At 60.5% G+C, this 25831-nt stretch carries 23 protein-coding genes and 1 pseudogene; 14 read left to right on the top strand and 10 right to left on the bottom strand.

Annotation, left to right across the window (positions count from 1 at the left end):
- The first annotated feature begins 477 nt into the window (after positions 1–477).
- Both ACM5SV_RS24690 and ACM5SV_RS24685 read left to right on the top strand, forming a co-directional pair.
- Positions 478–2439 (top strand): elongation factor G, encoded by a 1962-nt coding sequence (locus ACM5SV_RS24690; protein ID WP_128449334.1) that lies wholly within the window; start codon positions 478–480, stop codon positions 2437–2439.
- Positions 2440–2690: 251 nt separating this feature from the next.
- Entirely contained in the window at positions 2691–2861 is a 171-nt protein-coding gene (locus tag ACM5SV_RS24685) for a hypothetical protein (RefSeq protein ID WP_245461240.1), read from the top strand.
- Positions 2862–2932: 71 nt separating this feature from the next.
- Here ACM5SV_RS24685 and ACM5SV_RS24680 read toward each other — a convergent pair whose 3' ends face one another.
- Positions 2933–3103 (bottom strand): alpha/beta hydrolase, encoded by a 171-nt coding sequence (locus ACM5SV_RS24680; protein WP_260687210.1) that lies wholly within the window; start codon positions 3101–3103, stop codon positions 2933–2935.
- Positions 3104–3396: 293 nt separating this feature from the next.
- Here ACM5SV_RS24680 and ACM5SV_RS24675 point away from each other — a divergent pair, with 293 nt between their 5' ends.
- The 4 genes from ACM5SV_RS24675 (at position 3397) to fhuF (ending at position 7288) form a co-directional block, all read left to right on the top strand.
- Positions 3397–3651, top strand: coding sequence for a FitA-like ribbon-helix-helix domain-containing protein (locus tag ACM5SV_RS24675; RefSeq protein ID WP_128449335.1), 255 nt, complete (start codon positions 3397–3399; stop codon positions 3649–3651).
- Positions 3648–4073 carry a type II toxin-antitoxin system VapC family toxin gene (locus ACM5SV_RS24670; RefSeq protein ID WP_221974522.1) on the top strand — a complete coding sequence of 142 codons (426 nt, stop codon included), beginning with the start codon at positions 3648–3650 and terminating at the stop codon, positions 4071–4073. Before ACM5SV_RS24675 ends, ACM5SV_RS24670 begins: the two co-directional genes overlap by 4 nt.
- 239 nt (positions 4074–4312) lie before the next feature.
- Entirely contained in the window at positions 4313–6496 is a 2184-nt protein-coding gene (locus ACM5SV_RS24665; protein WP_221974521.1) for a TonB-dependent siderophore receptor, read from the top strand.
- A 9-nt stretch (positions 6497–6505) separates the two neighbouring features.
- Positions 6506–7288 carry a siderophore-iron reductase FhuF gene (gene fhuF / locus ACM5SV_RS24660; protein ID WP_221990593.1) on the top strand — a complete coding sequence of 261 codons (783 nt, stop codon included), beginning with the start codon at positions 6506–6508 and terminating at the stop codon, positions 7286–7288.
- Between the two features lie 83 nt (positions 7289–7371).
- Here fhuF and ACM5SV_RS24655 read toward each other — a convergent pair.
- Positions 7372–7808 (bottom strand): annotated as a pseudogene (locus ACM5SV_RS24655) (GNAT family N-acetyltransferase).
- Positions 7809–8177: 369 nt separating this feature from the next.
- Here ACM5SV_RS24655 and ACM5SV_RS24650 point away from each other — a divergent pair.
- Positions 8178–10055 (top strand): HAMP domain-containing methyl-accepting chemotaxis protein, encoded by a 1878-nt coding sequence (locus tag ACM5SV_RS24650; protein WP_017996121.1) that lies wholly within the window; start codon positions 8178–8180, stop codon positions 10053–10055.
- A 189-nt stretch (positions 10056–10244) separates the two neighbouring features.
- Positions 10245–10634 (top strand): RidA family protein, encoded by a 390-nt coding sequence (locus ACM5SV_RS24645; protein ID WP_221974519.1) that lies wholly within the window; start codon positions 10245–10247, stop codon positions 10632–10634.
- Here the strand turns inward: ACM5SV_RS24645 and ACM5SV_RS24640 are convergent.
- From ACM5SV_RS24640 to ACM5SV_RS24615, 6 genes are all read right to left on the bottom strand, one after another.
- The gene (locus tag ACM5SV_RS24640; protein WP_221974518.1) at positions 10631–11212 is read right to left on the bottom strand and encodes an NAD(P)H-dependent oxidoreductase; all 582 of its coding nucleotides are present in this window, start codon (positions 11210–11212) and stop codon (positions 10631–10633) included. The genes ACM5SV_RS24645 and ACM5SV_RS24640 overlap by 4 nt on opposite strands.
- Positions 11209–12618, bottom strand: coding sequence for an FAD-binding oxidoreductase (locus tag ACM5SV_RS24635; protein WP_221974517.1), 1410 nt, complete (start codon positions 12616–12618; stop codon positions 11209–11211). Before ACM5SV_RS24635 ends, ACM5SV_RS24640 begins: the two co-directional genes overlap by 4 nt.
- Position 12619: 1 nt before the next feature.
- Positions 12620–13933, bottom strand: a complete 1314-nt coding sequence (locus tag ACM5SV_RS24630; protein WP_221974516.1) for a cytosine deaminase — start codon at positions 13931–13933, stop codon at positions 12620–12622.
- Positions 13933–14787 carry an ABC transporter permease gene (locus ACM5SV_RS24625; protein WP_221974515.1) on the bottom strand — a complete coding sequence of 285 codons (855 nt, stop codon included), beginning with the start codon at positions 14785–14787 and terminating at the stop codon, positions 13933–13935. The genes ACM5SV_RS24630 and ACM5SV_RS24625 overlap by 1 nt, the downstream gene beginning before the upstream one ends.
- On the bottom strand, positions 14784–15611 hold the full coding sequence (locus ACM5SV_RS24620; RefSeq protein WP_419425432.1) for an ABC transporter ATP-binding protein: 828 nt from the start codon (positions 15609–15611) through the stop codon (positions 14784–14786). The genes ACM5SV_RS24625 and ACM5SV_RS24620 overlap by 4 nt, the downstream gene beginning before the upstream one ends.
- A 67-nt stretch (positions 15612–15678) precedes the next feature.
- The gene (locus tag ACM5SV_RS24615; protein WP_017996127.1) at positions 15679–16695 is read right to left on the bottom strand and encodes an ABC transporter substrate-binding protein; all 1017 of its coding nucleotides are present in this window, start codon (positions 16693–16695) and stop codon (positions 15679–15681) included.
- Positions 16696–16878: 183 nt separating this feature from the next.
- Here ACM5SV_RS24615 and ACM5SV_RS24610 point away from each other — a divergent pair, with 183 nt between their 5' ends.
- A complete protein-coding gene (locus tag ACM5SV_RS24610; RefSeq protein WP_003562367.1) occupies positions 16879–17868 on the top strand; it encodes a LysR family transcriptional regulator in 990 nt (329 codons plus the stop codon).
- Here ACM5SV_RS24610 and ACM5SV_RS24605 read toward each other — a convergent pair.
- Complete coding sequence (locus ACM5SV_RS24605) at positions 17831–18697, bottom strand: creatininase family protein (protein ID WP_221963608.1); 867 nt, start codon at positions 18695–18697, stop codon at positions 17831–17833. The genes ACM5SV_RS24610 and ACM5SV_RS24605 overlap by 38 nt on opposite strands.
- A gap of 232 nt (positions 18698–18929) precedes the next feature.
- Here ACM5SV_RS24605 and paoA point away from each other — a divergent pair, with 232 nt between their 5' ends.
- The 5 genes from paoA to ACM5SV_RS24580 are packed head-to-tail and all read left to right on the top strand — an operon-like array spanning position 18930 to position 24315.
- Complete coding sequence (gene paoA, locus ACM5SV_RS24600; protein ID WP_128438861.1) at positions 18930–19577, top strand: aldehyde dehydrogenase iron-sulfur subunit PaoA; 648 nt, start codon at positions 18930–18932, stop codon at positions 19575–19577.
- Positions 19574–20524, top strand: coding sequence for an FAD binding domain-containing protein (locus tag ACM5SV_RS24595; RefSeq protein WP_012755145.1), 951 nt, complete (start codon positions 19574–19576; stop codon positions 20522–20524). The genes paoA and ACM5SV_RS24595 overlap by 4 nt, the downstream gene beginning before the upstream one ends.
- 3 nt (positions 20525–20527) lie before the next feature.
- Positions 20528–22726, top strand: coding sequence for an aldehyde oxidoreductase molybdenum-binding subunit PaoC (gene paoC / locus ACM5SV_RS24590; RefSeq protein WP_128438801.1), 2199 nt, complete (start codon positions 20528–20530; stop codon positions 22724–22726).
- A gap of 55 nt (positions 22727–22781) precedes the next feature.
- Complete coding sequence (locus ACM5SV_RS24585; protein ID WP_017996130.1) at positions 22782–23711, top strand: XdhC family protein; 930 nt, start codon at positions 22782–22784, stop codon at positions 23709–23711.
- Positions 23704–24315 carry a nucleotidyltransferase family protein gene (locus ACM5SV_RS24580; RefSeq protein ID WP_017996131.1) on the top strand — a complete coding sequence of 204 codons (612 nt, stop codon included), beginning with the start codon at positions 23704–23706 and terminating at the stop codon, positions 24313–24315. Before ACM5SV_RS24585 ends, ACM5SV_RS24580 begins: the two co-directional genes overlap by 8 nt.
- A gap of 123 nt (positions 24316–24438) precedes the next feature.
- Here the strand turns inward: ACM5SV_RS24580 and ACM5SV_RS24575 are convergent, their stop codons facing one another.
- Complete coding sequence (locus tag ACM5SV_RS24575; protein WP_222051617.1) at positions 24439–25776, bottom strand: epoxide hydrolase family protein; 1338 nt, start codon at positions 25774–25776, stop codon at positions 24439–24441.
- Between the last annotated feature and the right edge of the window lie 55 nt (positions 25777–25831).

Here is a 25831-nt window from a genome sequence, read left to right as displayed (position 1 = left end):
GCCCTAATGATTTTGTACCAGCGGACGACAGTATGTCGTAAACGTATCATATCGGGCCAAAGTCTCACTCATGCCAGGCCGAATTCACGGTTCGATTCCTGTCAAGCCGATCAATGTAGCAAAGCAATCTAAGTCGGTTCGCAGCGTGGTCCACCCCAGGCAGCGCGACAGACCGCTGATGTTCAAAGGTCAAGATGAGTACGATTAGTCGCGCTTCCTCCTCATTGGTGTAGAAACACTTCACGGAATTGCTCCGGAGCAATCTATTCGGCCGCGGCTGCAAACAATGGCAGTGGTTCGTCGCGCATTGACGTCGATATCGCAAATTCGTCAATGCGTTCTCAGCCCCTGAATGGATCAGCCTCAAATGCAAGTCCAGGTCAAGCGTTTGACACTGAACACCTCTGGCGCCTTGCAGCGGTTCAGGGCATCCTATGATGGCTGAAAATTGTGTTTATGGCAGTTGGAGGAAGGCCGATGCGCTGCTTCACCGTGCTTGGACCCTCGCAGACCGGAAAATCGACAGTCGTGGAAAAGCTCGGCTCCCTGGAGGGGACGCCGAGAAAATCCAGCTCGCCTTATGGATTGAACCTCACAGAATTCACCTTCGGAAACGAGGCGTGGTGTGCACTGGATGCGCCAGGACCCAACGAAGCGTTGGCGCATGCGCAGCACGCGCTTCTTGCCAGCGACGCCTGCATATTGTGCGTTTCATCGGCACCCGCGGAGGCTGTGCTCGCCGCGCCCTATCTGCGGATAGTTGAAGCCTCGGGGACGCCTTGCATCCTCTACGTCAACCGGATGGACGAACCGCGAGGGCGGTTGAGGGACGTGATCGCCGCGCTTCAAGACTACACCAACCACACCCTTTTGCTTCGCCAGATCCCGATCCGCGAGGGGGATAGGGTCATTGGCAGTTGCGATCTGATTTCGGAACGGGCGTGGCGATACCGGGAAGGCCAGCCTTCCGCGCTGATCGCAATCCCCGAAAGCACTGCCGAACGCGAGCACGAAGCGCGCACCGAGCTCCTGGAACACCTGTCCGAATTTGATGACTGGCTTCTCGAGGAACTGATCGAGGACCGCGAGCCATCCAGTGATGCCCTCTATGCCATTTCATCACGGGTTCTAAGGGAAAATAGAATTATCCCGGTCCTGATCGGTGCTGCAATTCACGGCAACGGCATGACGAGGCTGATGAAGGCGCTGCGCCACGAGGCGCCGCCGGTAGAGGGTCTTCGGCAGCGTCTCGCTCATACGGGAACTGTCGATGAAAGCAAGCTGGTGGCCGTGAGCTTCCATGCCTATCATCGCCAGAATGTCGGCAAGACGGTGCTCTTGCGCGCACTTGGCGAGGGACTGCGGCAAGGCGCATCACTGGGCGGCTCCAGCCTCGGCGCCGTACAAACTCTCGCAAACGGGCGGTCCAATTCGGCGGTTCTGCCTGCGCCGGGGGATGTCTTCGCAACGGTCAAGTCCGACCACCTGCCCGTCGCTTCTCTGTTGACCTCCGGCGCGGTGGTCGCCCCGCCTGAGTGGACGGAACCACCCACGCCGATGCTTGAAAGGATCCTAATTCCGGGTGGCGAGCGCGATGAAAACAAACTTTCCGAAACGCTGGCGAAACTTTCCGAGACGGATCGCGGTCTGGAGGTCTTGCAGGAAGAAGGCACGGGCGCTCAACTCGTCCGCGCCCAGGGGCCGGTGCATCTGCGTGATCTCTGCCGAACGCTGTGCGATGTCTTTCATATCTCCGTGACCGACCGAACGCCAAGCCCAATCTACCGCGAGACGATCGCGAAACCATCGGAGGTTCATTACCGGCATCGCAAACAGACCGGCGGTGCCGGGCAATTCGCGGATGTGAAGTTGAGCATTCACCCCAACGAGCGCGGTCACGGCTTCACCTTTGGCGAAACCATCAAGGGTGGCGCCGTTCCGCGCAATTACATCCCCGCCGTCGAAGCGGGCGCGCGCGAAGCGATGGAGAAAGGGCCGCTAGGCTTCGAACTCATCGATGTCGGCGTAACGCTGTTAGATGGTCAGCACCATACCGTCGACAGTTCGGAACACGCCTTCCGGACTGCGTCGAAAATGGGGGTGCGCCAGGCGCTTTCCGAAGGATCGACCGTGTTGATGCAGCCGGTCTTCCACTGCGAGTTCCACATCCCGTCGGTCTTTTCAGGCAGCCTTGTCCAAAGCGTCTCCGCTCTCAACGGTCAGGTTCTCGGCTTCGACCGTGATGAAACCGCCAAGGGATGGGACATCTTCCGGGCGATCGTTCCGGGCGGCGCACTTAACGATCTGGCGCGGGCGCTGCGCTCGGCGACGCAGGGCATTGGTTATTTTTCCAAGACCTTCGATCACTTCGAGGAACTATACGGCAAGGAAGCGGACGCAATTGTGAGGGCAAACGAAAAACCAGGCACCGCACACTGAAACGTTCGCGCCACTTCATGCTCGTTCACAGAGCCGGGCTCACGCCCGCCCTTGCGTGCCTGGAACGTTTGCAGTTGTAGTAGCACAGGCCCGACGGTCCTGCGCCGTCCGGTTTCGGGCCATGACAATATCAAGCGCTTGGTCGAGGCTGCCGGCACGCTCTACGCCTCGCAGCAGCCCACCTTCTACGGTGCGATCGATCAGCGCCATTTCCTGCAATATCAGGCAACACTTTGCAGCGGCCCCGATCGGTGGGGGTCATCGAGCGCGACGAGACGGGGCATGTGCAGCGGGTGACGATGACATTTGCGCCTTTGGACGCCGCGGTGTCACCATCGGCAGAACTGGGCGGCATCGTCGGGAAGGAGCTTGGTGATGATCTCTTTTCCGACGCGTCGGTGAACGAGGTCGCGGCGTCCTGATTGCCAGACCCGCATTCGATCGTAGGCAAAGGCCGCAGGCCTGGCGGCCGCCACCCGGCCTTTGCACGCCATCAACCGCGAAGGAACGCCAGCAGATCGGCGTTCAAGCGGTCCTTGTCGACGTGCAGCAGCCCACGCGAGCCGCCTTCATAGACAATGAGCTTGGCATGTGGAACGAGCTCAGCGGTGAACTTCGCGGAGATTTCCAGCGGCACGATCTGGTCGGCGCTGCCGTGGACCACCAGCGCGGGAACTGTGATCTTCCTGGGTCATCGCGGAAATCAGTTTCCGAAAACGCCCCGAGCGCATGGTAGGCGGCAGGCAAGCCGGTTGCCTGTCCCTGCCGCCAATAGCTCTCCCGCAGGCCTTCCGAGACCTGCGCCCCCGGACGAAAGGTTGCGCATGGATAGTGGATGAGGGTTGCAATTTGTCGCAATTCAAAAAGCGTCATTCCCAAACAACTAGAGGAGTTGTCAGTTGATATCACCTTCCATATATTGATAGCATGACCATCAGTGTTAAGGGAGTGCAAGCGATGGCAGCAGTTACAATACGCAATTTGTCTGAGGAGACCCATCGTGCCTTGAGAGTGAGGGCAGCTCATCACGGCCGCAGTACCGAGGCAGAAATCCGTGACATCCTAGAAACAGCGGTACGGCCAGCTGAGCGCGTCATGTTGGGCTCGTTGCTAGCATCGATCGGGCGCGAGGCAGGGCTTTCCAACACCGATGTGGATAATCTGCAGCTCGTCCGAGACAAAGCGCCTGCGGAACCTATGAGTTTCGAATGATCCTGATCGATACCAACGTCATCTCGGAGCCATGGAAGCCCACACCCGATAATCAGGTGCTGGCGTGGATCGATGCTCAAGCAGTGGAAACACTTTTCGTCTCGGCGATTACAGTAGCTGAGTTACGTTTCGGCATTGCCGCGATGCATAACGGAAGACGCAAGGCCGTCCTCTACGATCGACTAGAACAGGAAGTTCTACCTCTATTTTCTGGACGCATTCTATCGTTCGACATGGCTGTGTCAAAGAGCTATTCGGAATTAATGGCGCGAGCACGCGTAGCAGGGCGGGCAATCGGTAAAGCAGATGCCTATATCGCCGCAACTGCCGCGGCGAACGGATTTATTGTCGCCACCCGCGACACTAGTCCCTTCGAAGCCGCAGGACTTAACGTTATCAACCCGTGGTACGCACCAACATAGCAGCGACAAAGCTTCAGATGATTGCCGAGCCATCCCGCAATCTCGACCCATCTAGACCGGCAGGTTAGCAATTTATCTGCACGGGACGTCATGGCCCCAATTCTACGTGCAACCTATTCGGGTGACTCGAAGGCGTGGATTACCGCGGATTAAAAGCTGATTAAAATAATCACCTTACGTTGACAAGGCCAATTTCGCTCCATAGGTTCCGCCCAGATCGGTGGTGTAGGGACCAAGCAATGGCGCGTGTTTTTTTGAATGTTTCTAATAATGTATCGCGAATTTATAACGATAGCCTATTTGTCGCGACAGCGATCCTGCTGATCGGTGTTGCAGCATCGCCGGCTTCCGCTCAGAGCGCATCGACAGATGGCAGCGCGACGACGCTGGAGCCGATCGTCATTCAAGGTGCATCCTCTGATAGCAAGACCGACCGGACGTCCGTTGCTGCCAAGAACAGTTCGGCTGCGACCAAGATCAACACGCCGCTCGTCGAGACGCCGCGTTCGGTCTCGGTGACCACCGAGAAGGAAATCGAGCAGCGTGGCGCCCAGAGCATCATCGAGGCCGTGCGCTATTCGGCCGGCGTGACAACCGGACCGAACGGGTTCGATCCGCGCTTCGACCAGATCTTCATTCGCGGCTTCAACGTTACGACGGTTGGCGACTACCGTGACAGCTTGCGTCAGCCCTATATCAATTACGGCATGTTCCGCACCGATCCCTATCAGTTGCAGCGCGTCGAGGTGATCAAGGGGCCGGTATCCGTTCTCTACGGCTCCGGATCGCCGGGCGGCCTCGTCAACAAGATATCGAAGCTTCCGACCGAAGAGCCGATCCACGAAGTCGGTATCTCCTACAGCACCAAGGATCGGGCTCAGGCGATGTTCGATTTCGGCGGGCCGATCAGCGAAGGAAATGACGATTTTCTCTATCGCATCGTCGGCCTTGCCCGTCACGGCGACACCAATTTCGATATTGCCGACGACCGCTATTTCCTGGCACCGTCCCTTACCTGGAAACCTGACGAGGGCACGACCTTCACGCTGTACGGTCTGGTGCAGGCCGACGAGACCGACTCCAATGTCGGCGCGATCACGACGCTGGACGGCAGAATACTCGACATTAGGCAGAGCGATCCCGATTACGACTACCAGAAGGTCAAGCAGCAGCAGGTCGGCTATCAGTTCGAGCATGAATTCGACAACGGCCTGACGTTCCGGCAGAACCTGCGTTACTCGCATCTCGATCTTCGCGCTCGCTACCTCGGCGTTTCCAGCTGGACCGGGACCGTCGCGCATCGCAACGCCAGCTCGATCCGGGACGAGATGAACGTCTTCCAGGTCGACAACCAGCTCGAGGCGAAGTTCGATACAGGTCCGATTGCCCACACGATGCTCTTCGGGCTCGACTACACCAATCTCCAGTCGAACTGGGGCTACGGCATCGGCGCCGTCAACCCGGCATTCGATTTCGATATCGCCAATCCGACCTATGGCGTGTCGGGCGCCACGCCGGCCTATAACTTCATCGTAGCCGATGCCGACATGCGGCAGGTCGGTGTTTACGCCATGGACCAGATCGAGGCCGGCAACTGGCGCTTCAATCTCGGCGGCCGCCAGACCTGGGTGAACCAGACGCGTGACACGACCTATCCCTCTTTGGGGTTGAACGCCTCCGAAGACGTCAGCAAGAATGCCTTCTCCTGGCAGACCGGCGCGCTTTACCTCTTCGACAACGGCATCGCGCCATTCGTTTCCTATGCGACCTCTTTCGATCCCGTGACCAACCGGTCGGCATCCGGCGAGATCCTGGAGCCGACGGAGGGCGAACAATACGAACTCGGCGTGAAGTACCAGCCGCCCGGCACCGATATCCTGTTATCGGCGGTCGCCTATCACATCGTCGAAAAGAACAAGCCGGTGTTGGCCAATCCCCTGACCCTTGCCTATAACTCGCTCGGCGAGGTGACGGGAACGGGCATCGAGCTTGAAGCCCGCGCGGCAGTCGCCGATGGCCTGGATCTCATCGCAGCCTACACCTACAACCATTCCGAGGTGACCGGAGGTGGTGAAAACGAGGGCAACACGCCGGCTGTGACCCCCTCGCATGTCGCAAGTCTCTGGGCCAACTATACGTTCCAGGAAATCAATCCGTTCAACGGGCTGTCGGTCGGCGCGGGTGTCCGTTACGTCAGCGAGAACTGGACGGATACCGCCAATACTTCGAAAAACCCTTCGGGTTTCTATGTCGATGCGTCCGCCGCTTATGATTTCGGCGCGGTCGACAAGAAATATGAGGGCCTGACGGCCGCCTTCAATATCCGCAACATTGCCGACGAACGCGACACTGTCTGCAATGAGGGCTTCTGCTATCTCGGCCAGGGCCGCAACATGACCGGCACCCTGAAATACCGGTGGTAAGGCACGGCAATGGAGACAAACGGGGCGCTCCAGCGCCCGACCTTGATCGCTGACCATCCTGTCGCCCACCAGACCGTCAACCTCGACGGACTGGTGGGCGACGGACCGTTCTCTTATTGCCGCGGCAAGCTGCTCGATTCCCCGCCGCAGACGGGTATCGTCGTTTCCTGCAGAGATCTTTGCGACCGGGCGATCTTCGACGAGATCATTGGCCGGTATGCGCAAAAATTTCCCGGCAGCGACCGTCGTGCGATCGTCTCGATGTGGACGCTCTACTACTTCAGCATGCTGACCATCGCCCCCAGCGTCCATTTGTTCGTGCACCACATCGGGCTGCCGCTAGAGATCGACCGCCTATCGCTCGTCTGTACCGACCAGACAGGCGAACCGGAAGCATTCGTGATGTCCGGCAGGCCCGAGGTGACGACTGACCCGGCCGGCGAGCTTCACCGGCTGATGGTCGGTCACGCCGAGCCCGTCATCGCGGCGATCGCCGCCAATGCCGGAGTCGCGCCGAAGCTTCTCTGGAACAATGTCGCGGCCTATCTCTCCTGGATTCTGAAGGAGATCGCTCATCGCCATGAGCCCCTCCTCGTCGAAGGTGGCCTGGCGCTGCTGGAAGAAGCTCAATGGCCGGGCGGCGAGCGCAACCCGATGTTCGGCATGATCCGCATTGCGCGCCAGCAATGCGGGCTCGAATTCGTGCGCCGGAAAGTCTGCTGCCTGCGCTATAACCTGCCGGGCGTCGGCGGCTGCGGCGAAGCCTGCCCGCTGCCGGAGGGGCGCCACTAGCTCCTATCGTCCACCGCGCGCAGAGACGGGTGCCCTGCGCGCCAGTTATTGCAAATGCGCGCCAAGCAGAAAATCCCGTCGTCTCAAAGCGTAGCCTCACCTACCTGGACACCAGCGAGCGGCTTGACCATGAACAGGCATGGATGGTCCTCGTGCCAGAGCTTTGCAAAGACCTCAGCCCGCACGAAGCCGTTCCGGTCATAGAAGCGCCGCGTCGCCTCGAACTGCGGTTCGTCGCGGCCGCGCGGGGCGAGCGTCTTGACCGTCAGCAGCCGCGCACCCGTTTCGTGGCCGAAACGTTCTGCCGCATCGACGAGATGGCGTCCGGCGCCGCGACCGTGATATTCGGGTCGCGTCGCAATCAGCGCGATCTCGACGGCGCCCGGCGGGTGCGGCTTCAAGGCCATCAACGCGGTCACGACATCGGCTTCGACATAGCCGAACACCGGCAGGTCTTCGATCGCCGGGGCGCCCGCTTCGATAACCTCAGGTTCTGAAAGCCAATCTGGCAAAGCCCCATGATCGATCGGCAGAGCTCCGCCTTGCCCGTCAGGATCTCTCGTCGCGGACGGCAGGACGGCTGCGTGAGCGGATCGACGTTGCCCTGACGGCGATTGATGTCCAAAGCCGGGTCAATGACGACCGATTCATTCCTGGTACCGAGACCTGATGGCGCTCCCATTTTCGCTCGCCATGGCTGCTATTTCCTTGGATTTCCAGGAACTTTAAGTCGCATGTCGTTTAATTAATCGCGGAAGTATGGATCTGCTCAGAAGATTCCAGGAAAAAGAGCGGGATCATTGTTTAGTTAATACTAAATTATTGAATCTGGCGCGAGATCTTGCATCAGCCGGCATGCCGGTCGTTCCAGACCTTCGAGGAGACCCGCATGAAGCGCCCGAGCATCAAACAAGCCCTGATCTTAAAGCTGTCGATCATCAGTCTGTTCATGGTTGGCCTGTCCTATATCTCGCTGAGCACGATTTCGACACTTCGTGCCAATACCGAGCAGATCGGGACCTTCTGGATGCAGCGGCTTGTGACGGCCCGGGAGATCAAGGATGACTTCCTCGACTTGAAATTGGTCTATGCCCAGTATCTCCTGGAGAATACAGCGGAGGAGCGGAATGTCGGACAGCAAAAAATCGATGCAGCCGGCGCCGCGCTCGACACAGTTGTTGGCGAATACGAAAAAGGCGTCCGCACCGAGCGGGGGCGCGAACTGATCAATCAGATCAAGCCGGAACTCGCCAAATATCGCGCGCTTGCAGAGCAAATGATCGCGTCTGAAAATGACGGGAAGACGCCTGAAGCAATCCGTCTCTTCAAGGAAAATATGGAGCCACAAGCCGAGCTGATGAACAAGGCGGTTGCAGATCTGGTCGCCTTCATTCTCGGCCAGGCCGAAGGTTTCGTGGCCGCGAGCGGTGCTTCCGCACAATCCGCTTTCATGCTGACGGCTACGATCGCAACGCTGGCCGTGCTTCTTGCCGTTGCCGGCATATTCTTTGCGATATCGGGCATTGCTAACCCAATCCGAAGCATCGCTTCGGCCATGAGGCGCTTGTCGGATGGCGATCTCGACAGTGATATTCCCTATGCCGGTCGCACCGACGAAGTCGGCGAAATGGCCGGCGCGGTTGAAATCTTCCGTCAGAATGCCCTAAACGTCGTCAGGCTGGAGAAGGAAGCCGCCGAATCCCGCAGCGAGAGCGAAGCAGCGCGCGCCGCAGCCCAACAGCGCGCCGAACGCGAGGCAGAACAGTTGCGCTTCGCGACCACGACTTTGGGCGGAGGCCTCCGGCGGCTTGCAGCAGGCGACATTTCCTTCCAGCTTTCGGAGCAATTTGCGGCCGAATACGAAGCCTTGCGCGAAGACTTCAACGCTTCGCTCCGGCAATTGGGTGCGACCATCGGGGCCGTGCTCGAGACGGTACACAGCATCGACAATGGTACCGGTGAAATTGCATCTGCCGCGCAGGATCTTTCCAAACGCACTGAACAACAAGCTGCCTCTCTCGAGGAGACGGCTGCAGCCTTGGACGAGATCACCTCGAATGTGACGATGTCGACCAAACGCACCGACGAGGCACGCAACGTGGCCAAAGAAGCCGATATCAGTGCCCAGCGGTCGGCAACGGTCGTCTCTGAGGCGGAACAGGCCATGCGCCGCATCGAAGACAGTTCACAGCAGATTTCGAACATCATTGGTGCAATCGATGAAATCGCCTTCCAGACGAACCTCCTGGCGCTGAATGCTGGCGTTGAGGCTGCCCGTGCGGGTGAGGCGGGCAAGGGTTTTGCCGTTGTCGCCCAGGAAGTCCGTGAGCTCGCCCAGCGCGCCGCTCAAGCGGCCAAGGAGATCAAGGGCTTTATTCAAAAGTCGTCAACTGATGTGGAAAATGGCGTGAAATTGGTTCTCGAAACCGGAACGTCGCTCAAGTCGATCGGTGAATACGTCATACAGATTAACCAACTCATGGATGCGATTGCCACATCGGCGCGCGAGCAATCGATTGGACTTGCCGAGATCAACACGGCCGTCAATCAGATGGACCAAGCGACCCAGCAAAATGCAGCGATGGTCGAACAATCGACAGCTGCCGTTGCCTCATTGTCCTCCGAGGCAGGCCGGCTGCGGGATCTGGTCAATCAGTTTCAATTGGACGGCGACAGAGGCGCGGCGGACGGGCAGCGCAGCGGACGAGCCTTTGAAGGCAACAGCCCCATCCACTTGGTCGCCTCGCGGCGCGTGATACAAAGATGAAGCGCGGCGGACATCAGACTAAGTACCGTGGATATTGAACTGGCGCCTGGACGATCCTCGGCCCCTCCGCGGCGGGTTGTCCCACATCATTCCTCGCAACTTATCATGAGCGGCAGCGATATTCTCATATCCCGCCGCATCCTGTAGGGTCGCGGGATCTACGGACCTATAGGAATTTTAGAGCGATCGATGAAGAAGATCTTCAATCCGGCCTCGGTGCGCCGGCCTTTTGGGAATTACAATCACGGCCTGCTGGTGCCGCCCGGCGCAGCGCTGCTCGTCACCTCGGGCCAGCTGGGTATCGGTCTCGACGATACTGTTCCGAGCGACATCACGGCTCAGGCGGAACTCTGCTTCGAGGCGATCAAGGCGATCCTGGAAGAGGCGGAGATGAGTTTTGCCGACGTCATCCGCATTTCGGGCTTCGTCACCCGCCGCGAGGATTTCCCGGCCTATATGGCCGTGCGGGATCGCTATACGCTCGATCCGAAGCCGGTTTCCACCTTGCTCGTTATCGGCGGCTTTACCCGCTCGGAATTCCTCGTCGAGGTCGAAGTGACGGCTGCGAAAATTTTCTAGAATCGCTCCATCGCGCCTCCGACGCGGGCGAGGAATTTTGACCGCGTCTCCGGCGTGCAATTGTTCATGTCGTAATGGGCGAGGAACGTCACCGGCCTCACCGGATTGATCTGCGCCCTCAGCACGCGCTTGACGATTTTCTTTGGCGGGTTGCCGGCGGCGAAGGCCCGGAAGGGCGTTGCGCCGTAAGTCAGGACGGCTGCGAGCTTGCGGATGTGGCGCAGCCGCGATTCCACCTTGCCGTTAACCAGCTCGAAGGAGACGCCCGGCAGCCAGACGCGGTCGAAATATCCCTTCAGGATCGCCGGAAAGCCAAAATTCCAGATCGGGGTGCAGATCACCAGCCCCTCGGCCGCCTTCAACCGTTCGACGTGCGATCCCACCAGCTTCAGGTTTTCCGGATAGTCGTGATAGACGAGCCGGTCGTGGCGTGAGAGCACCGGATCGAACTGCTCTTCATAGAGGTCGCAGGCGTCCACAATATGCCCGGCCTTCTCAAGGCTCTTGACGGTCTGCCGGTAAAGCGCCTTGCCGTAACTTTCCTCGACCGGGTGAGAGTGGAGGACAAGAACCCTCATGAAGCCTCCATGACGGCTGCCAGGCCCGGGAAGAGATAGTTGTTGCCGGCGTTGAAATCGAAATCGGGATTGTCCCACGCAATCATCTTGCCGGGATTGAGCAGGCCCTTCGGATCGGTTTCCTGCTTGAAGGCGAGCTGCACCGCGTCGGTGCGCTTCATGCCGCCTTCTTCAAGCGTATAGCGGTGCGGGTTGAAGATCGGGCAACCATTGTCCTGATGGATCTTGATGATCTCTTCCAACCGCTCCTCGGTGGTATAGCGCACCAGTGGCAGCCCGGAGCACTGGATCTGGCCGTCGAATTTGATGAATTCGAGATGACCCGGTACTTCGTCACCGAAGATTTCGACCATCTTCCGAACCTTGGCGACATGATCCGGTCCCGGATATTGCACCTGCAGATAGGTGAAGCTCGGATCGACCTTCAGCGCACGCAATGTCGTGTGGTTCCAGGCAAGCTCATAGGCATGCGGGATGCCGCGCATGCTTTCCACCTTGTCGGAGCGGAACATGATCTCGCCCTTCTGCGCCGCCGTGAAGGCAAGAAAGGCATCCATGGAGTGCGGCGCGATCATCAGCACGACGATCGACTGGCCTTGACGGATGTAGGGCTTGTGGCGGGTGAAATAGTCGTAAGGAATGGGAGCGGCGATCGGCGCGATCTCCTTGACGAGAATGCCGTTGCATTTCGCCAGCGCATCGGAGAAGCGCACCGCTTCCATGAAGTCGTCATAACCGACGAGCACATCGACCCAGTCATAGGCAGGTGCAAGCGGCATCTCGATCTCGGTGATGATGCCGTTGGTGCCGTAGGCGTGGCTTACCTTCTGGAGATCCCAGCCGGTAAGATCGAGGACGCGCGGTTCGGCCTCCATGGTGACGACACGCAGGCGCAATATATTGCCGAGGTCGCGCAAGCCGCCCCAGGTGATCGAGCCGACGCCGCCGGAACCGCCGGCGATAAAGCCGCCGACCGTCGCCGTCTGGGCGGTGGAGGGATGGAAGCGCAGCTCCTGGCCGGAATGGGCCTTGGTCTGCTTGTCGAGTTGGGCAAGCACGATGCCCGGTTCGCAGATGACGCGGCCAGGCTGGATCTCCTTGATCTTGTCCATGGCTGCAAGATTGAGAACGATGCCGCCGGAAAGCGGCATGGCCTGGCCGTAATTGCCGGTGCCGGCGCCGCGCGGCGTGACCGGCACGCCATGGGCATAGGCGACCTTCAGCGTCCGGATGACCTCTTCCTCGGTCTTCGGCGTAACGACGAGATCGGCCGTCACATTGTCGAGCTGAGCTTTGAGTACAGGCGAATACCAGTAGAAATCCCGGCTCTTCTGGCGAACCAGCGCCGGATTATCCTCGACGGCGATGCCTTCGAGTTCCTTTTTGATCTTTTGATAATCGGCCATGTCAGGCTCCAACGACGTTATCGAGTTCACGGTAGTCCGGCAGGCTGCGGTCGATCACCTTGCCGCGGCGAAGCACGACGCGGTCAGACTGCGGACGGGACAGGAATTCACTCCAGCGCCGCGCGCTGAAGAGCACGAGATCGGCCGGATCGCCGGCGGCGATGCGACCCTTGTCCGGTCGCCCGACGATGGCGGCGGGCGAGGTGGTGACGACACGGGCGGCGGTATCGAGCGGGTGATCGAGATGCAGAATCCGCACGGCCTCGCGGAAGACCTCCACCGGATCGAGGTCGCCATAGGCATAGAAGGGATCACGGGTATTGTCGGATGCGACTGCGGTCGCGACACCGGCGGCGGCCAGCTCCTTGAACAGGGTGACGCCGCGCCAGCGCGGGGTGCGGCCGGGATAGCGGTCCTGCAGATACATGTTGCACATCGGCAGCGCGATGACCGCGACACCTGCCTTGGCGACCAATTCAACGGTGCGCGCGGCGGTGTCTTCGTCCTGGCGGGCGAGCGAGCAGCAATGGCCGGCGGTCACCTTGCCCTCGAACCCGTTGCGCAGTACGGCCTCGGCGATTGCCTTTAGCGTCTCGGCGCCGCGATCATCCGTCTCGTCGACATGCAGATCGACATCAAGGCCATGCTCCCAGGCAGTCCTGAAGAGCGTGTCGAGCTGCCAGACGAGCTCCGGCCCCATCCTGGTGACGCCGCCAAGCAGGCCGCCGTTCTGTCGGATTGTTGTGACGAGATCGGCAAAGAAGGCGCTGTCCCCCAAGGCATCCAGCGGGAAGAGGGCGACCGCCTGCAGTGCGATCCTGTCTTTCCAGGCATCCCGGATTTCGGCAAAAACCTCGAAGGAGATGCGATGCTGTGGCGCAAGCGAGTCCAGGTGCGTACGGATCAGGCTGGTGCCATGGGCATAGGCGGAGCGGAGCGAGAATTCCATGCGCCGTTTGACGTCTGCGGCCGACCAGTTTGCTTCCCGGTCGGCCCTGACGGCATCGAGCGCGCCCATGAAGCTGCCGTCGGGATTGGCCTGGCGCGGCCAGATATGGCCTTTGTCGAGATGAGTATGGATATCGGCAAAGCACGGCCAGACCATGCCGTCCTTGAGATCGATCCTGGCATAATCGGCGGGTGCGGCGCCGGCCGGCCGAATGGCGGCAACCATGCCGTCGCTGATGACGATATCGACCGTGGCCAGCCCTTCGGTGACCGGCACGTCGACATGCTCGACGGTGACGGCGGGCACTGTCGCGTTGCTCAACACGAAGCGGGCCGCATTCGGCGGGGATATGAAGGAATAGGTCATTAGTTTTCCCGTTTGATGCTGCTTTCATGCCAGCGATGAAGGCTCAGCCAGGCAATGAGGGTGGTGAGGCCGAAGATCGCTACGCCAAGCATGGAGAGCATCAAGAGGGCGGCGAAGAGCCGCGGGATGTTCATCCGGTACTGCGCTTCGAGCAGGCGGAAGGCGAGGCCGGAGCCGGCACCGGCGGATCCTGCGGCAAATTCGGCGACGACGGCGGCGATCAGTGCGAGGCCGCCGCCGATGCGAAGACCGGTCATGAAATAGGGCTGGGCGGCAGGCAGTTTGAGAAAGAGCAGCGTCTGCCAGCGCGAGGCGCCGTAAAGCTCAAAGAGGTTGATCAGATTATGGTCGACGCTCTTCAGGCCCTGCACCATGTTCGACAGGATCGGGAAGAACGCGACGAGGAAGGCGCATATGAGAAGCGCGACCTGCGTGGAGGGAGCGTAGATCAGGATCAGCGGCGAGATCGCCACGATCGGCGTCACCTGCAGAATAACGGCGAGCGGATAGAAGGCGATCTCGATCCAGCGCGATTGCACCAGGAAGATTGCAAACCCCACGCCGCCAATCAGCGCCAGCATCAGCGAGATGAACGTGATCTTGGTCGTGACCCAGAGGGCCGGCGCCAGCGTGCCCCAATCATTGATGAAGGCCGCAGCCACCGCGCCGGGACCGGGCAGGATGTATGGCGGAACGCCCGAGAACACCACGTAAAGCTCCCAGGCGATGATGAGAACGGTGATGACCAGGAAAGGCACGGCGATGCGCAGCGCCAGCTCACGCCGCCGGCCGTTCGCCGGTTGGGAGGCGGGCGGGGATGCGGCTTCGGCGGTTTCGATGCTTTCGACGCTCATCCGTGATCCTCCGATCCCTCCATCGCCTCGATCAGCGAACGGGACGCCTTTTCGCAGGCGTGGCGATATTGTTCCGAGGTTCGATAATGCGAATCCCGCTCGAGGCTGGTGGTCAGCGGAAAATCGGCATGCACGCGGCCAGGCCGTGCCTTCATCACCACGATCCGGTTGGAGAGATAAGCGGATTCAAACACCGAATGCGTCACGAAGATCACCGTAATGCCGGTCGCCTTCCACAGCCGCAGCACGTCGTCGTTGAGTTTCTGGCGGGTGATCTCGTCGAGTGCTGCGAAAGGCTCGTCCATCAGCAGCAGCTTCGGCTTGGTCACCAGCGCGCGGGCGATCGATACGCGCATCTTCATGCCCCCGGAGAGTTCGCGCGGATAGGCATCGGCGAAATCCTGGAGACTGACGGTCGCCAGCGCTTCGGTGATCCGGCCGCGGGCTTCCGCCTTGGAGATCCCGCGCAGTTTCAGCGGCAGGTAGACGTTGCCGAAAACGGTCTTCCACGGCATCAGCGTCGGCTCTTGAAAGACGAAGCCGATATCACCTTCAGGCAGGCCCTTGGAATTGATCTGTGAACTCGGCCAGTCGATCTTGCCCGCGGTGATGTCGCCAAGGCCGGCGATGATGCGCAGCGCCGTGGACTTGCCGCAGCCGGAGGGGCCAAGCAGGCTGATGAATTCGCCACTTTCGACGGTCAACGACATGCCCGAGAGCGCTGTCGTGCCGCTGGAAAAGACCTTCGACACCGACTGCATGACGACCAGTGGCCGCTTTCTCGCCTCCTTGGAAGGCGCCGCCTTGGTTTCGGCTAGGGACATTTTCTCGCTCATTTATCGAAGGAGTGCGGTCCGCCGCCAGACGAGCGGCGGACCTGGCCTGGGAGGCTTATTTCTTCAGCGCCATTCCGGCGCCCTTGCAGACGAACTTCGTCGTGAAGGCCTTGGTATAGTCGGTGTCGGTCTTGAAGACCTTGATAGCAGTCATCTCGTCGAAGAACTTCTTGTAATGGGCGTCGGTGATGCAGCCGATGCCCTTGTCCAGGCTGTCGCCGGATTCGATGATGCCGTATTCCTTCATCTTGGTGACCGAATAGGCGATCTGGCCGTCCGTTATTTCAGGATTGTCCTTCTTGATCAGCGCGTTCGCCTTGGTGTTGTCGCCGTAGAGGTAATTGTACCAGCCCTCGATCGAGGCATCGACGAAGCGCTGCACGACGTCGGGCTTGCCATCGATCGTCGCCTGCGTGGTCGTGATCATCGTCGAATAGGGTGAGTAGCCGTTGTCGGCGAGCAGGAAGACCTTTGGCTCGAAGCCTGCCTGCTTCTGGATCTCGTAGGGTTCGGAGGTCAGGTACCCTTGCTGGGCAGACTCCTTGTCTGCGAGGAAGGGGGCGGGACTGAAGTTATAGGGCTTGTACTGCTCGTCCTTGAAGCCTTTGAAGTTGGCCTTCATCCACTCGAAATAGGTGAGATAGCCGTCCTTGCTGAGGAACAGCGTTTTCAGCTTGGCGAGGTCCTCGAACTTGTCGACGCCGTTGTCCGGATGGGCGATCAGTACCTGCGGATCCTTTTGGAAGATCGCGGCGACATCGACCAGCGGAATGCCCTGTTCGACGGCGGATATCTCTCCCTGAGGGCCGCCCATGTAGAAATCGAGCTTGCCGGAGATCAATAGGGCGCTGTTTGCAGCATTCGGGCCGCCCTGGACGATGGTGACGTCGAGGCCGTATTTTGCATAGGTGCCGTCGGCGACGGCTTGGTAGAAGCCGCCATGCTCCGCCTGGGCAAGCCAGTTCGTCCCGTAGCTCACCTTGTCGAGGGCAAGCGCCGGTGAGGCAGCCGCAAGCATCGAGGCGAGGCCGAGGCAGCTCAGGAATTGCATCTTCGTCTGTGCTTTCAACATGGTCGGCAGTTCCCCTTTTGTGGCCGAGGGAGACCTTAGTGGCTCCCTTTTGAGGGAATTTGAGCCATTGCCATGCGCTTTGAAAAGCATCAAAATTCGTGCGCATTGATGCCTTTTCGGCATCTGTCGGAAAGCTGAAAATAATTTGTGCGCCCTGCGCAAAATTTATGCATCGGAGAGACCATGCTGCACTCCAGACGCCTTCTTTACATCAACGAGATCGCCCGGTGCGGTTCGATCCGCAAGGCGGCCGCGCGCCTCAATGTTGCGTCATCGGCGGTTAACAGGCAGATTTTGGCGCTGGAGGAGGAGATCGGGGCGCCGCTTTTCGAGCGGTTGCCGCGTGGCCTGCGGCTGACGGCTGCCGGCGAACTCTGCATCGAACATATCCGGGACGTGCTGAAGAATTACGAGCGCCTGGAGGGGCGCATCCGCAGCCTCAAGATGCAGCAGGCCGGCAAGGTGCGCATGGTGACGACCGTTGGGCTTGCCGCCGGGCCGCTGCCCGAAATCATCGCGCGCTTTCTTTCAGAGCATCCGCGCGTCTTCGTCCAGTTGCGCAACGATACCGGCGGCACGACGGCCAGCCCCGTTGTATCCGGCGAGGTGGATATCGGTCTCGGCTTCAACATCCCCGCCACTCCAGGCATCCGCACGCTTGGAAATTTCGATATCCCGATCGGTGTCGTGCTGCCGCCAGGGCATCACCTGATCGGTCCCGGGCCGATCAACCTTGCCGATGTCACCCAGGAAAAACTGGTTCTGGCGCAGCCGGGCACCAGCCTGCGCGAGGTGATCAACCTTGCTTTTGCGCGCCTGCCGATCTCGGTCGAGCCGGTGCTGGAAACCAATGCATCGGAGATGCTGAAGCAGCTCGTCAAATGCGGCACCGGGCTGACGCTGCTCAATCCGCTCGACGTCATCACCGAATGCCGGCGCGGTGAACTCGTCTTCCGGCCGATCGCCGAGCCGCATGCGCGTTACCAGCAGATGAAGCTGTTTGCCCGCGCCCGCGCGCCTCTCGACGCGGCCACCAGCCTTTTCGTCGAATATCTGCTCGCCGAACTGCTCGGCCTGGTGCAGGAATTGCAGGCCAAGGGTCATATCCCACCGGATGTCAAACCCGCGGCTGAGCCTATTTCACATAGAGATTCGAAAGCGGATAGGCCTTGAGATCCCGGAGCAGCTCGACAAACCCCTTGACCTGATGGCGGCAGATCGCCTCGCCCTTTTCAGCCGTGGCGATCGAGGCATCGCCGACAACGCCGAGGGGATTGAGGTCATGCGCGATCCAGGCCAGCGAATGCGGCGGCAGAGGCTGAAGAAATTTGGATTGCTGCCGCATCCCTTCGGCCTTGGAGGCAAAGTTCTGCGCCTTGTCCATGCGCACCAGCTCGGGGCGGAAGTGCAGCATCAACGATGTTTCGACATCGCCGCCGTGGATGCCGTATTTGCTCTCGTGATCGCTGACCATGCCTTCGGGGTGACCGAAGCGGCCCCATTGCGTGGAGACCACCGCCATTTGATGGCGCACGCGCAGTTCGCGCGCGACGATGCTCATGATGTCGACATTGCCGCCGTGGGAATTGACGATCACCATCTTCCGCAGCCCGGCTTCGGCAACCTTTGCGCCAATCGCCGTCCAGACGGGGATGAGCAGCTCTGCACTGAGCGACAGCGTGCCGGGGCCGTAGATGTGTTCGTTGGCCTTGCCGATCTCCTGTGTCGGAAGGACCAGGATGTCCAGATCCTCCGACCGCTGCCGCTTCAGCTCCGCCAGCATGCCGGTCGCGATGGCGACATCCGTTGAGATCGGCAGATGCGGGCCGTGCTGTTCCGTCGAGGCGATGGGCAGAACGGCAATCGTGGTCTCGGGGGAGAGGCCGGCAAAATCATATGTATTGAGCTCGTTCCAGTAAAACGGCGTGGGCATGCGGTCATCCCTTTTCGTCACCTGCTTCGATAGGGAGTAGGGAATAATGATGAGCCCGAAAAGCATCATTTTTTGCGCATGGCGCTGCTTTTTTTCGCGCGCATCGACGGGCGTTACTCCGCCGGCGCTTCCACATTCAAGCCAACTTCATTGAAGATGTGGTTCGCGGCATCTTATGACCGCGGCCCGGGGAATTCATGAGCCAGATCGATAACCGTATGCAACGGAAGGGGTCTAATCAGGAGGCGGAGTTGCACTACCTCAGCAGACGGCGTTGACGCGCCCATGTCCAACGAGCAAGGTGGAACAGTTCATGCCAAGCCAGACACAACTGGAACTTTCCCGTCGAGATCTACTTATCTCGTCGGCCGCAGCGATTGCGGTCACCGGAGCCGTCGCGCCCGCGGCGGCGCAGCCCCCAGGAAATGACATGGCCTATACATCGAAAGTTTCCTTCACGGTTAACGGTCAGAACCGCGATCTCGAGGTCGACAACAGAACGTCGCTGCTCGACGCGTTGCGCGAGAACCTGCATCTCACAGGCACGAAAAAGGGATGCGACCACGGCCAGTGCGGTGCATGCACCGTCATGGTCGACGGCCACCGCATCAACTCCTGCCTGACGCTGGCGGTCATGCACGAAGGCGATCAGATCACCACGATCGAGGGCCTCGGCCAGCCTGGAAACCTTCATCCGATGCAGACGGCCTTCGTCAAGCATGACGGCTTCCAGTGCGGCTACTGCACGCCGGGACAGATCTGTTCCTCCGTGGCGGTGCTGGAAGAGATCAAGGCGAACATACCGAGCCACGTCACCAGCGATCTTACGGCTGAGGCGGCGGTCACTCCGGCCGAGATCCGCGAGCGCATGAGCGGCAATATCTGTCGATGCGGCGCCTATTCCAACATTATCGATGCCATTTCGGAAGTCGCGGGGATAAAAGCATGAGAGCCTTCACCTACGAACGTGCCTCATCCGTCGAGACCGCTGCCAAGGCGGCAGCCTCCAATCCTGAAGCCAAATTCATCGCCGGCGGCACCAACCTCCTCGACCTGATGAAGCTCGAGATCGAAACGCCGACGCATCTGATCGACGTCAACGGTCTCGGCCTCGACAAGATCGAGCCCACGCCGGGGGGCGGGCTGCGCATCGGCGCCTTGGTCCGCAACACCGATCTTGCAGCGCACGAGACTGTTCGCCGCGACTATGGTCTGTTGTCCCGCGCCTTGGTCGCGGGTGCCTCCGGGCAACTGCGCAACAAGGCGACGACGGCCGGCAACCTCCTGCAGCGCACGCGCTGTCCCTATTTCTATGACCCGAACCAGCCGTGCAACAAGCGGCAGCCGGGCAGCGGCTGTTCGGCCATCGGCGGCTTTAGCCGCCAGCATGCCGTCGTCGGCACCAGCGAAGCTTGCATCGCCACGCATCCGAGTGACATGGCGATCGCCATGCGGGCGCTCGATGCTGTCGTGGAAACGGTCAAGGCCGACGGCAGTCGTCGCGCAATTGCGATCGCCGACTTTCATCGATTGCCCGGCGACACGCCTGATATCGAAACCGTTCTCGAGCGCGGCGAGTTTATCACGGCGGTCCTGCTGCCGCCCCCGTTCGGCGGCAAGCACATCTATCGCAAGGTGCGAGACCGTGCCTCCTATGCCTTCGCACTCGTCTCGGTCGGAGCCGTGATCCAGCCGGATGGTACAGGGCGGGTCGCCGTCGGCGGCATCGCCCATAAGCCATGGCGCATCGAGGCAGCCGAAGCCGAGCTGCCGAAAGGTGCGCGCGCGGCGGCAGACGTCCTTCTTGCCGGCGCCCGTCCTACCGAACAGAACCGTTTCAAGGTCCGTCTGGTCGAGCGCACGCTCGGCGCGGTCATCGCCGAAGCAAGGGGTTGAGCCATGCAGTTCGATACGCCAGCGACAACCAACCCGATCGATAATCTGAAGGTGGTCGGTCAGCCGATCCATCGGATCGACGGCCAGCTCAAGACGACCGGCCGCGCGATGTACGCCTATGAGTGGCACGATCCGAATATGTCCTACGCCTACGGCTATCCCATCGGTGCGGCCATCGCCAAGGGCCGCATCACGTCCATGGACGTGTCCGCCGCCAAGAGGGCTCCGGGTGTGCTTGCCGTCGTGACGACGCTCGACATCGGCGAGCGGAAGAAGGGCAAGTTCAACACCGCCAAGCTTTTTGGCGGCGACGAGATTCAGCACTATCACCAGGCAATTGCGGTCATCGTCGCCGAGACCTTCGAGCAGGCACGCGCCGCAGCCTCCCTGGTCAAGGTCGACTATGCCGAGGAGAAGGGTGTGTTCGATCTCGGCATGGCAAAGGATTCAGCCGTCAAGCCGGATGAATCGCAGCAGCCCGATACAGCGGTCGGCGACTTCGAGGCGGCCTTCAGGTCAGCTCCCGTCACTGTTGACGCATCTTACACGACGCCCGACCAGTCACATGCGATGATGGAGCCGCACGCATCGATCGCAGCCTGGAACGGCGAAGAGGTGACCGTCTGGACCTCCAGCCAGATGATCGACTGGTGGCGCTCCGACCTTGCGACGACGCTCGACATCGACAAGGAGAAGATCCACCTCATGTCGCCCTTCATCGGCGGCGGCTTCGGCGGCAAGCTGTTCCTGCGGGCGGATGCCGTGCTGGCCGTTGTCGGCGCGCGTGCGGCAAAGCGGCCCGTCAAGGTCGCCTTGCCCCGGCCCTTTCTCATGAACAACACCACCCACCGGCCGGCGACGATCCAGCGGATCCGCATTGGAACCGAGCGTGACGGCAAGATCACCGCCATAGCGCACGAAAGCTGGTCGGGCGACCAACCCGGCGGCCAGCTTGAGACCGCTGTCAATCAGACCCGTCTTCTCTATGCAGGGGCGAACCGGATGACCGCGATGCGGCTGGCGACACTCGACCTCCCGGAGGGCAACGCCATGCGCGCTCCGGGCGAAGCCCCCGGATTGATGGCGCTCGAAATCGCCATCGACGAGATTGCCGAAAAAGTTGGGATCGATCCTGTGCAGTTTCGGATCGTCAACGACACGCAGGTCGATCCGGAAAAGCCGCAGCGGCCTTTTTCCCAGCGCAATCTCATCGGCTGCCTCACGCTCGGTGCGGAGCGGTTTGGCTGGAGTAACCGGGGGAAGCCCGGTTCCAGGCGTGACGGCAACTGGCTGGTCGGCATGGGCGTTGCCGCCGCCTTCCGCAACAACCTCGTCCTTCCTTCAGGAGCAAGGGTAAAGCTTGACCGGGAAGGCGTCGTGACTGTCGAAACCGACATGACCGACATCGGGACCGGCAGCTACACGATCATCGCCCAGACTGCCGCCGAGATGATGGGGGTTGCGATCGACAAGGTCGCCGTCCAACTTGGCGACTCGCGTTTTCCGGTTTCTGCTGGTTCCGGCGGACAGTTCGGTGCGAATTCCTCCACGTCCGGCGTCTACGCAGCCTGTGTCAAGCTGCGTGAGGCAATCGCCAAGAAGCTCGGCTTCAACTCCGAAGACGTCATCTTCGAGAATGGCGCGGTCCGCTCGGGCAATCGTTCGGTGCCTCTTGCCGAAGCCGCCGGTCCGGAGGGTCTTGTCGGCGAGGACACCATCAAGTGGGGAGAGCTTACCGAGACGCATCAGCAATCGACATTCGGCGCACACTTCGTGGAGGTTGGCGTCGACATTGCTACGGGAGAAAGCCGTATTCGCAGGATGCTCGCAGTCTGCGCGGCGGGCCGCATCCTCAACCCGATCACCGCCCGCAGCCAGGTCATCGGCGCGATGACGATGGGGGCCGGCGGCGCACTGTCCGAGGAATTGGCGGTCGACACCCGCCGCGGCTTCTTCGTCAACCACGATCTCGCCAGCTACGAAGTGGCGGTGCATGCCGACATTCCGCACCAGGAGGTAATCTTCATGGACGAGACCGATCCGATGTCCTCGCCGATGAAGGCCAAGGGCGTCGGCGAGCTTGGCCTTTGCGGCGTCGCGGCAGCAATCGCCAACGCCGTCTATAACGCGACCGGCGTCAGGGTTCGGCACTATCCGCTGACGCTTGACAAGCTTATCGGCGGCTTGCCGGACGTGGCCTGATTATTTCGGCGGCGGTCTCGAAAGCGGACCGCCGCCAATTCCTGTAGGATTTCCGATGGATCAGACACTTGCGCCCATCACGGCGCCAATTCCCGTCAGGGCCTCGTCCACCGACGATCCGTCGGACCTGCTTCGCTTCGCGATAGACGCCCATGGTCTTGGCGTGGCGGCGCTCGCCACTCTCGTTGACATCCGGGGCGGGGCCGCGCGGGCGCTCGGCGCTCATATGGCGGTTGCCGCAGACGGGCGGTTCTGCGGCTATGTCTCCGGCGGATGTGTCGAAGCCGCCGTCGCTTCCGAAGCGCTTCTGGCAATGGCGGAAGGACGGGACCGCACGGTCAAATTCGGCGACGGCTCTCCCTTCTTCGACATTGTCCTTCCCTGCGGCGGCGGGATCACCGTCGCAATCCATGTCCTCAAAGATGTCAGCGCTTTGCGGGAGGTTCTCGATCGTCTCGAACGGCGGCAGGCAGCCGGTCTTGCCTATTCGCCAGAACGTCAGACGCTCGAAGCGGTAGACCCACTGTCACGGGCGTGCTGGCTCGAGCGAGATTTCCTGAGCGTCTACCGTCCCCGCACCCGCGTCGTCCTTTCCGGGCAGACGATCGAAGCGCAGGCCGTCGCACGACTGGCCGAGGCTTCCGGCTACGACGTGATCGTCAGAGGACAGGGCGAGGGGGGCAGGGTTGCGGCCGACATCATCGACCCCTTCACGGCCGTTGTGCTCCTGCATCATGACCTCGACGCCGAAGCCGCCATTCTCGAGACCGCGCTTCACTCGCCCGCCTTTTATATCGGCGCGCTCGGCAGTAGCCGCACGCATCATCGGCGTGTCGTGCGGTTGACAACCATGGCTTTCGGAAAGGATGACATCGGTCGCATCAAAGCGCCCATCGGGATGTTCGGCCCGACGCGAGATGCAACCTCGCTCGCCCTGTCGGTTCTGGCTGACATCGCTGCGGCAAGACTGGTGGCTTATGCGTAAGGCGTCAGTCGCGATCGTCATTCTTGCTGCCGGCAAGGCAAGCCGGATGGGTGAGGGCGGGAAGCACAAGCTGCTGGCCGAGTTCGATGGCGTGCCGCTCGTGCGGCGGTCAACATTGACCGCGCTCGGTACGGATGCAGCCTCCGTTATCGTCGTCACAGGTCATTGCCGGAGCGAGATCGAGGCCGCGCTCGATGGGCTCGCTCTGACTTTCGTCGATAATCCCGATTACGCCAGCGGCATGGCGAGCTCGCTCATGGCAGGATTCTCATCGAGGGGCGCTGACAGCGCCGACGGCATTCTCGTCATGCTCGCCGATATGCCCGGCATTTCCACGACGCATCTCGATGCCCTTATTTCCGCCTTTCGCAATGTGGGCGGCGACGCCGTCGTGCGCGCGGTCTCGCGAGGGAAACCGGGCAACCCCGTTATCCTGCCACGTTCTCTCAATCAGGCAGTCCTGAGACTTGAAGGCGATGTCGGCGCGCGCGATATCATCGCCACATCAGGATTGCCTGTGCTTGATGTCGATGTTGGCGACGCAGCCTTGCTCGATGTCGATACGCCGGACGAGGTATTGGCAGCGGGCGGCGCATTGAACTGACCCGCGGAAAATACAATGGGATGAGGATGATTTGATGAAACGGTTCGAGCTCGATTCTCCGCGGCTTTGAATTCGCCACTCTCAGCCGCGGATATGCCAAGCCGTCATTCTGCAGCCGATGGATCAGCGCACCGGTCTGAATGCCTCTCGCAGTTCCTCAGCGAAAAGCTGGGGCTGTTCCCAAGCGGCGAAGTGACCGCCCATATCGACACGGTGGTAGTAATGCAGCGTGGGATAGGCCTGCTTGCTCCAACTCTCCGGCGCCTGGTAGATCTCCTTTGGGAATACGCTGATTGCCACCGGGATCTTGATCTCTTTGGTCTTCTGGGCGTCTGAGCTGAAGTTGTTGTTGTTGTTTTCCCAATAGAACCGCGACGAGGATGCCCCAGTGTTGGTCAGCCAGTACAATGTGATGTCATTCAGCATTTCGTCCTTGGAAAAAACACGCTCGGGAATGCCCTCGCTATCGCTCCACTGCGCAAATTTTTCGTAGATCCAGGCAGCCAGGCCCGACGGCGAGTCGGAAAGCGAGTAGCCGATCGTCTGCGGACGCGTCACCATCACGGCCCCATAGGCGGCATTCCGGCCAAAAAAGGTGCTCAGGGATTCATAGGCATCCCGCTCGGGCGCCGACAGCCCTGCGGGAGCCGGGTCTCCACTGTTGATCGCCTTGGTGAGATTGCCCGGAACGGTCGCCGGCATGTTGAGATGGATACCAAGCAAACCCTTCGGTGCCTGGCGCGCCAGCGCGTCGGAGATAACGGAACCATGGTCGCCACCCTGGGAAACGTAGTGCGCGTAGCCGAGCCGCTTCATCAGGATGTCCCATGCCCGCGCAACGCGGTCGGGGCCCCAGCCAAGCTCCGTCGGCTTACCCGAAAAGCCGTAGCCGGGGATCGAAGGGATGACGACATCAAATGCGTCCTCCTCTTTACCGCCATAGGCAGTCGGATCGGTAAGAGGGCCGATCGCCTTGATGAACTCGAAGGTCGAACCCGGCCAACCATGGGTCAAAATGACCGGAAGGGCGTTGGGATGACGCGATCGCACATGGATGAACTGGATATCGACGCCGTCGATCTTCGTGATGAATTCCGGAAGTGCATTGAGCTCCGCCTCGGCTTTGCGCCAATCGTAATCAGTGCCCCAGTAACGGACCAGATCCTGGACGCGCGAAAGCTGGATGCCTTGCGAGGTGTCGCTCACGGTCTCCTTGTCTGGCCAACGCGTTTCGGCAACGCGCTTGCGCAGATCGTCAAGCTGTGACTGCGGAACGTGGATCTGGAACGGGCGGATCGTTTCGTCGGCCTCGATCGGCGTCGCCGGCCCGTCCGATGTGACGTCGGCGGCACTCGCCGGCACAAGGTAACCGGCTGGGAACAGCAACATCGGTCCAACCGCCATCACCATTGCTCCGCGGGCAAGCCGGCGCCAGGCGAAAATATTGTCAAACTTCTTCATGTGGCACTCCATGTTCTTGTCGCCCAGGGCGACATTTCGTGACGGAGTGATGTCT

It is taken from the genome of Rhizobium sp. CRRU65 (genome assembly GCF_048551595.1).
GTDB lineage: Bacteria > Pseudomonadota > Alphaproteobacteria > Rhizobiales > Rhizobiaceae > Rhizobium > Rhizobium leguminosarum_J.
The sequence above is the reverse complement of the archived record's forward strand: the minus strand, read 5'-3'. Positions and strand labels throughout refer to the sequence as shown.

Coding starts and splice junctions, on each gene's coding strand:
- ACM5SV_RS24690 (WP_128449334.1), top strand. CDS start 478: ATGCGCTGCTTCACCGTGCTTGGACCCTCGCAGACCGGAAAATCGACA.
- ACM5SV_RS24675 (WP_128449335.1), top strand. CDS start 3,397: ATGGCAGCAGTTACAATACGCAATTTGTCTGAGGAGACCCATCGTGCC.
- ACM5SV_RS24670 (WP_221974522.1), top strand. CDS start 3,648: ATGATCCTGATCGATACCAACGTCATCTCGGAGCCATGGAAGCCCACA.
- ACM5SV_RS24665 (WP_221974521.1), top strand. CDS start 4,313: ATGGCGCGTGTTTTTTTGAATGTTTCTAATAATGTATCGCGAATTTAT.
- fhuF (WP_221990593.1), top strand. CDS start 6,506: ATGGAGACAAACGGGGCGCTCCAGCGCCCGACCTTGATCGCTGACCAT.
- ACM5SV_RS24650 (WP_017996121.1), top strand. CDS start 8,178: ATGAAGCGCCCGAGCATCAAACAAGCCCTGATCTTAAAGCTGTCGATC.
- ACM5SV_RS24645 (WP_221974519.1), top strand. CDS start 10,245: ATGAAGAAGATCTTCAATCCGGCCTCGGTGCGCCGGCCTTTTGGGAAT.
- ACM5SV_RS24640 (WP_221974518.1), bottom strand. CDS start 11,212: ATGAGGGTTCTTGTCCTCCACTCTCACCCGGTCGAGGAAAGTTACGGC.
- ACM5SV_RS24635 (WP_221974517.1), bottom strand. CDS start 12,618: ATGGCCGATTATCAAAAGATCAAAAAGGAACTCGAAGGCATCGCCGTC.
- ACM5SV_RS24630 (WP_221974516.1), bottom strand. CDS start 13,933: ATGACCTATTCCTTCATATCCCCGCCGAATGCGGCCCGCTTCGTGTTG.
- ACM5SV_RS24625 (WP_221974515.1), bottom strand. CDS start 14,787: ATGAGCGTCGAAAGCATCGAAACCGCCGAAGCCGCATCCCCGCCCGCC.
- ACM5SV_RS24620 (WP_419425432.1), bottom strand. CDS start 15,611: ATGTCCCTAGCCGAAACCAAGGCGGCGCCTTCCAAGGAGGCGAGAAAG.
- ACM5SV_RS24615 (WP_017996127.1), bottom strand. CDS start 16,695: ATGTTGAAAGCACAGACGAAGATGCAATTCCTGAGCTGCCTCGGCCTC.
- ACM5SV_RS24610 (WP_003562367.1), top strand. CDS start 16,879: ATGCTGCACTCCAGACGCCTTCTTTACATCAACGAGATCGCCCGGTGC.
- ACM5SV_RS24605 (WP_221963608.1), bottom strand. CDS start 18,697: ATGATGCTTTTCGGGCTCATCATTATTCCCTACTCCCTATCGAAGCAG.
- ACM5SV_RS24595 (WP_012755145.1), top strand. CDS start 19,574: ATGAGAGCCTTCACCTACGAACGTGCCTCATCCGTCGAGACCGCTGCC.
- paoC (WP_128438801.1), top strand. CDS start 20,528: ATGCAGTTCGATACGCCAGCGACAACCAACCCGATCGATAATCTGAAG.
- ACM5SV_RS24585 (WP_017996130.1), top strand. CDS start 22,782: ATGGATCAGACACTTGCGCCCATCACGGCGCCAATTCCCGTCAGGGCC.
- ACM5SV_RS24580 (WP_017996131.1), top strand. CDS start 23,704: ATGCGTAAGGCGTCAGTCGCGATCGTCATTCTTGCTGCCGGCAAGGCA.
- ACM5SV_RS24575 (WP_222051617.1), bottom strand. CDS start 25,776: ATGAAGAAGTTTGACAATATTTTCGCCTGGCGCCGGCTTGCCCGCGGA.